This is a genomic window from Zoogloea oryzae (genome assembly GCF_030161255.1).
In the GTDB taxonomy this organism is placed as follows: domain Bacteria; phylum Pseudomonadota; class Gammaproteobacteria; order Burkholderiales; family Rhodocyclaceae; genus Zoogloea; species Zoogloea oryzae.
In genome coordinates this window covers 1-4,902 of sequence record NZ_BSPX01000137.1, presented here as the reverse complement: position 1 = coordinate 4,902, position 4,902 = coordinate 1, and the positions used below count along the sequence as shown (strand labels likewise).

Genomic DNA, 4,902 nt, shown 5'->3' with positions numbered 1-4,902 from the left:
CGTGGGCGACGCGGCGGATGCCGGCGGCGGCTGGCTCGCCGACATGGGCATCGGCCTCGCCGACGCGGCCCAGTCGGCCCGCACGGTGTCCGACCCGCTGCGCCAGGTCTCCGGCGTGCTCGACATGGGCGTCGAAGTGGCCGAAGGCGCCGTGTCCCTGCTTGCTCCCGCCGAGTGGCGCGGCCTCATCGCCGCCCTCGACCGCCTGTCCGCCGCACTGCTGGCCCTCAAGACGCCAGCCCCCCCGACCACCCCGACGACGCCTTCCACCCCCGGCGCCGCCCTTTCTGGAGGATAAGCATCATGGCCGACAACCTTCCCGCCACCACCGACGACGGTCGTGCCGACAACCCCTTCCGCACCGTCGCCATCCTGCTCGACGGCGTGCGCGTGGCCCTCGAGAGCAGCAAGCGCCAGGACCAGGCCCCCCGCTGGGTGCGCGTGGTGCGGGTGCGCGAGTTCCGCGACGACGCCATCGCCAAGGGCGTGATGAAGGCGATGGACGTGCTCACCCTGGCCGTCGCCTACCTGCAGCGCTTCACCCTCGACGCCAATGACCTGCTGATCCAGGGCGACGCCGCCAAGGCGCTGGTCGAGGTGTCGGCCGAGTTCGTCAAGACCGCCACCAGCAAGCAGTTCATCAACGCGCTGGAAGTGGCCGTGGGCCAGGACCCGAGCCCGGATTCGCCCATCCCCGACGTGGGCAACATCATGGACAAGATCGTCCAGATCGCCGACAAGGTGCCCGAGCCCGACGACCTGAAGGTGATCGGCGCGGCCCTCTACAAGCTCCTCGGCATCGAGCAGGCGCCGCTGGACGAAGCCAAGCTGGGCGCCGCCACCGAGAGCCACATCGTGCTGGAGCGCACCGGCAAGCTGCGTCTGGTGCAGTACGCCTTCGACCAGAACTTCCGGCTGCAGAACTTCGGCAAGGGCGCCAGCCAGTCGTCGCTGGACGTGAACCGCCTGGGTGCCCGCCGGCTGTGGGAAGCCACCGACGACAAGCTGCCCGCCAAGTCGGTGGGCAAGTTTGGCGAGGCGCCGGACGTGGAGACCATCTGGGAGCTGGATTTCTCCACCGACAAGAAGGGCATCGACGTGCAGGAGCTCAACAGCGTCCTCGAAGCCCTGGGCTACACCGAACCCGCGGTGGACGACCGCAAGAAGTTCAGCCCCGCGCTCACCGGGCGGCTGCGCACCTTCCAGCAGCTCAACGAGCTGCCGCTCTCCGGCGCGCTGGACAACGCCACCCTCAACCGCCTGTTCCACCTGGATTTCGACACCAAGAACCTGAAGCGCGCCAAGCGCTACAAGGCCGACGCGCTGCCCAAGGGCTTCGACCCGATGGCGAAGAAGTGAGGCCCACGCCCAGCCGGTAGCGACACGCCATGAGCGACCCGATCGACATCATCCGCGCGGTGGTCCGCGACGAGTTGCGCAGCCTGCGCCTGGGCGAGCTCGCGGTGGTGACCAGCGTCTTCCCCCACACCGGGGCGGACGACGGCAACAACCTCGAGTGCACCGTGCAGCTGCGCGAAGGCGGGCTGGAGCTGCGCAAGGTGCCCATCGCCACGCCCCACGTAGGCATGGCGAGCGCACCCCAGGTGGGCGATCTGGTGCTGCTCAACTACGTGGGCGGCGACCCGAACCGGGCGGTGGTGATCGGCCGGCTGTACTCCGAGAAGATCAACCCGCCGCTCCACAAGGAAAAGGAGTGGCACGTGTTTGCCACCGCCGACGGGGTGAGCAGCTTCGCCATCGACGCGGATGAATCCTGCATCGTCACCGCCGGCAAGACAGTGGTGACGGTGAAGAAGGATGGCAACGTGGAGGTGCTGGGCGAGGCGGACCTGACCATCGAGGCCAAGGGCAAGGTGACGATCAAATGCACCGACTTCACGCTGGATGCCTCGGGCAACGTGGATCTGGGCAAGGACGGCGCCGGCGTCATCACCGAGAAATCCCACAAGTGCTATTTCACCGGCAAGGCGCTGGTGCCCTCGGGCACCGTCAAGGCGAAAGGTTAGGCTGCCCATGCCCGCCCCCAGTCCATCCCAGATCGAATCGCCGACCAAGGGCTTCCTCAACGCCGCTGGCCTGCAGGGCGAGGACGTGCCGGGCCTCGCCGCGGCCATCGCCAACACCACCGGGCAGGCGCTCACGATGTTCCTGTCGCAAGCCATGACGATGCCCGGCATCCCGGTGGCGGCCGACCCGATCACCGGCACGGGCGCCAGCGCCGGCCCCGGCCAGCTGATGCCGCCGCCCGCCGGCGGGCCCGGCGCGTCGCAGCTCGAAGGCCTCGCCAGCGGCCAGTGCCAGGCTCAGGGCCTGCGCGGCGAAGATGCCGACGGGCTCGCCAAGGCCATCGCCGGCACCGTCGCCCAGGGCATCGCACTGTTCTGCGCTCAGAGCATGGTGATGCCTGGCATCCCGGTGGCCGGCTTCGTGAGCAGCGGGCCGGGCATGCTCCAGCCGGTGCCGCTGGCGTCGACGCTGGAAGGCATCGCCAACGGTCTGCTCAGCCAGAACGGCATCCGCGGCGAGGCGGCGCCCGATCTGGCCAAGGCCCTGGCCCAGGGCGTCGATCTGGGCCTGACGATGTTCGCCGGGCAGGTGATGGTGTCGCCGGGCATCCCCTGCCCGCCGGGCGCCAGCGCCGGCCCCGGCCGCCTGATGTGAGGACGCCCTGATGGCCATCGATCCCTTCGGCACCGACCTGCGCCTCGTCTTTGCCCGCGGCAGCGAGGGAGCCGATCTCGCCGTCGGCCTGCAGGACCTCGAAACCGTGAGCGGCGTGGAGAACCTCGTCCAGGCCCTCACCCTGCGCCTGCTGGTGGACCGGGGCGAGCTCGACGGCCTCGGCCACCCGCGCTACGGCAGCCGCATCCGCGACCTGATCGGCGAGCCCCTCGACCGGGCCAACCTCGAGCTGCTGCGCCGTTACGTGCGCCAGGAGCTCCTGCGCGACCCGCGGGTGGAGGAAGTCCTGCAGGTGCGCGTGACGCCCCACGAGCCCACCCGCGACGGGGTCGACGTGGAAGCCCGGGTGCGCGCGGTGAGCGGCCTGGAAACCAGCCTGGAGGTGCGAATCGATGGCACTTGAGCGGGTTTATCTCAAGAAGGGCTTCTCGGACGTGGTGGACGCCCTGCTCGCCGACATCGCCTCCGGGCTGGGCGGCCGGCTGGCGCTCACCGACGCCAACGAGGGCAGCGTGGTGCGCACCCTCGCCGAGGCCTTCGCCCGGGAGCTGGCGGTGTGCTACGAGCAGCTCGACAGCGTGTATCGCAACGCCTATCTGGATTCGGCCAGCGGCCCGGCCCTCGACAACGTGGTGGCCCTGCTGGGGCTGGAACGCCAGCGGGGCGGCCACCTGGAAGGCACGGCCGTGTTCAGCCGCGGCCAGCCGGCGCCGGAGGATATCCACATTCCGCTTGGCACCCTGGTGGCCGGGCGCGACGTGCCGCTCTTCGCCACCACCGCCAACGCAGTGCTCGACAAGGGCGAACGGCTGGTGGTGGTGGGCGTGCGGGCGGTGGAGCCGGGCGGGACGACGGTGAAGGCCGGCGCCCTGGCCAGCCTGCCGCGGCCCATCGCCGGCGTCGACGCGGTGAGCAACCCGGGCGATCTGGTGCTCCGCCAGCGGGAGGAGACCGACGACGAGCTGCGCGCCCGCGCCCGCCGGCTGGTGCTGTCGTCCAACACCGGCACCGTCGCCGCGCTCGAAGAAGCCGCCCGCAGCCTGGGCATCCGCGAGGTGCAGGTGATCGAGAACCCGGAAGGCCGCCCGGGCGAGGTGGAGGTGGTGCTAGGCGACCGGGACATCGCGCCCCAGCTCCTCGAAGAGGTGAAGAACCGGCTCGAGAACGTGCGCCCCGCCGGCATCGTGCTGCGCTGCGGCCCGGCCACGCCGGTGTTCGTGCAGATCACCGCCACCCTCACCCTCAACGCGGCGGTGTCGGAGCGCGAGCAGGCCGACATCCAGAAGCGCCTCACCGGCGTGCTCACCGACTACTTCGGCGCCCTCAAGGTGGGCGAGGCGGTGCGCGACGCCAAGATCCGCGCCCTGCTGCTGGGCCACGAGGCGGTGGTGGGCTGCGAGCGCACGGGCCAGCGTCCGCTGCTGGAGCCCTTCGTGTGGAAGGACGGCAGCGGGCTCGAATCCGTCGCCTACCGGGCGCTGATGGGCAACGGCGACGTGCTGGCCGGCCCCGGCGAGCGCATCGGCCTCTACCCGGAAGCCCTGCCCCTGCGCCTGAGCCTGGAGCCACCCAAGCTCGACCTGTGGGTGGACACCACCCTCACCGTGGCTGCCGGCACGCCCACCGCCGCCGGAGTGCAGGCGCGCATCACCGGCGCGATCAAGGACGTCTTCGACAAGGCCGCCGCCAAAGCCACGGCCGAAACACCGGCCAGCCTCGGCTACGCCGCGGTGCGAGAAGCCGTCACCAACATCATCCCGCCCGAGGCCATCGTGCGCCTGCGGGTGACCGTCACCCACGAGCGCGACGGGCTGGCGGAGGAGCTCGACGACGACACCGATGTGGCGAGCATCGGCGCGCGCGAACAGCCCATGCCGCGCAAGCTCACCCTGCGCGCGGAGGGCGGCGATGGCTGACCTGCGGGCGCGCCGCGAGCGCCTCCTCGCCCTCCTGCCGCGCATCTTCACCGCCCAGCCTTCGTCGAGCGCCGTGGGCGCGCTGATCGACAGCATGGCGGCCAGCCTCGGGCGGGTGGACGACACCCTCACCCGCATCCAGTACGACCGCTGGGTCGGCCTCGCCAGCGCCCAGCTGCCCACGCCCGACGAAGCCAGCGCCCTCGAAGGCCTCGGCCGCCTGCTGCAGGTGACGCGCCTGCCGCCGCGGGTCCGCCACGCCGGCTACAGCCGCAGCCCGGGC

The 4,902-nt window shown here is 71.2% G+C and carries 7 protein-coding genes; all 7 read left to right on the top strand.

Going from position 1 to position 4,902, the window contains the following annotated elements; all coding sequences use genetic code 11:
* On the top strand, nt 1-298 hold a 298-nt coding region (locus QQK25_RS22180), incomplete at its 5' end, for a hypothetical protein (RefSeq protein WP_284189913.1).
* A gap of 5 nt (nt 299-303) precedes the next feature.
* Entirely contained in the window at nt 304-1,359 is a 1,056-nt protein-coding gene (locus QQK25_RS22175) for a peptidoglycan-binding domain-containing protein (RefSeq protein ID WP_284189912.1), read from the top strand.
* Nucleotides 1,360-1,388: 29 nt separating this feature from the next.
* Nucleotides 1,389-2,027 carry a phage baseplate assembly protein V gene (locus tag QQK25_RS22170; RefSeq protein ID WP_153162088.1) on the top strand — a complete coding sequence of 213 codons (639 nt, stop codon included), beginning with the start codon at nt 1,389-1,391 and terminating at the stop codon, nt 2,025-2,027.
* A gap of 7 nt (nt 2,028-2,034) precedes the next feature.
* Nucleotides 2,035-2,682: a hypothetical protein gene (locus QQK25_RS22165; RefSeq protein WP_284189911.1), complete on the top strand. Its 648-nt coding sequence runs from the start codon at nt 2,035-2,037 to the stop codon at nt 2,680-2,682.
* Between the two features lie 10 nt (nt 2,683-2,692).
* Complete coding sequence (locus QQK25_RS22160; RefSeq protein ID WP_228111913.1) at nt 2,693-3,106, top strand: contractile injection system sheath initiator; 414 nt, start codon at nt 2,693-2,695, stop codon at nt 3,104-3,106.
* Nucleotides 3,096-4,619, top strand: a complete 1,524-nt coding sequence (locus tag QQK25_RS22155; RefSeq protein ID WP_284189910.1) for a baseplate J/gp47 family protein — start codon at nt 3,096-3,098, stop codon at nt 4,617-4,619. The genes QQK25_RS22160 and QQK25_RS22155 overlap by 11 nt, the downstream gene beginning before the upstream one ends.
* Nucleotides 4,612-4,902 (top strand): hypothetical protein (locus tag QQK25_RS22150; RefSeq protein ID WP_284189909.1); only part of this gene is annotated, 291 nt, incomplete at its 3' end. The genes QQK25_RS22155 and QQK25_RS22150, both read left to right, overlap by 8 nt.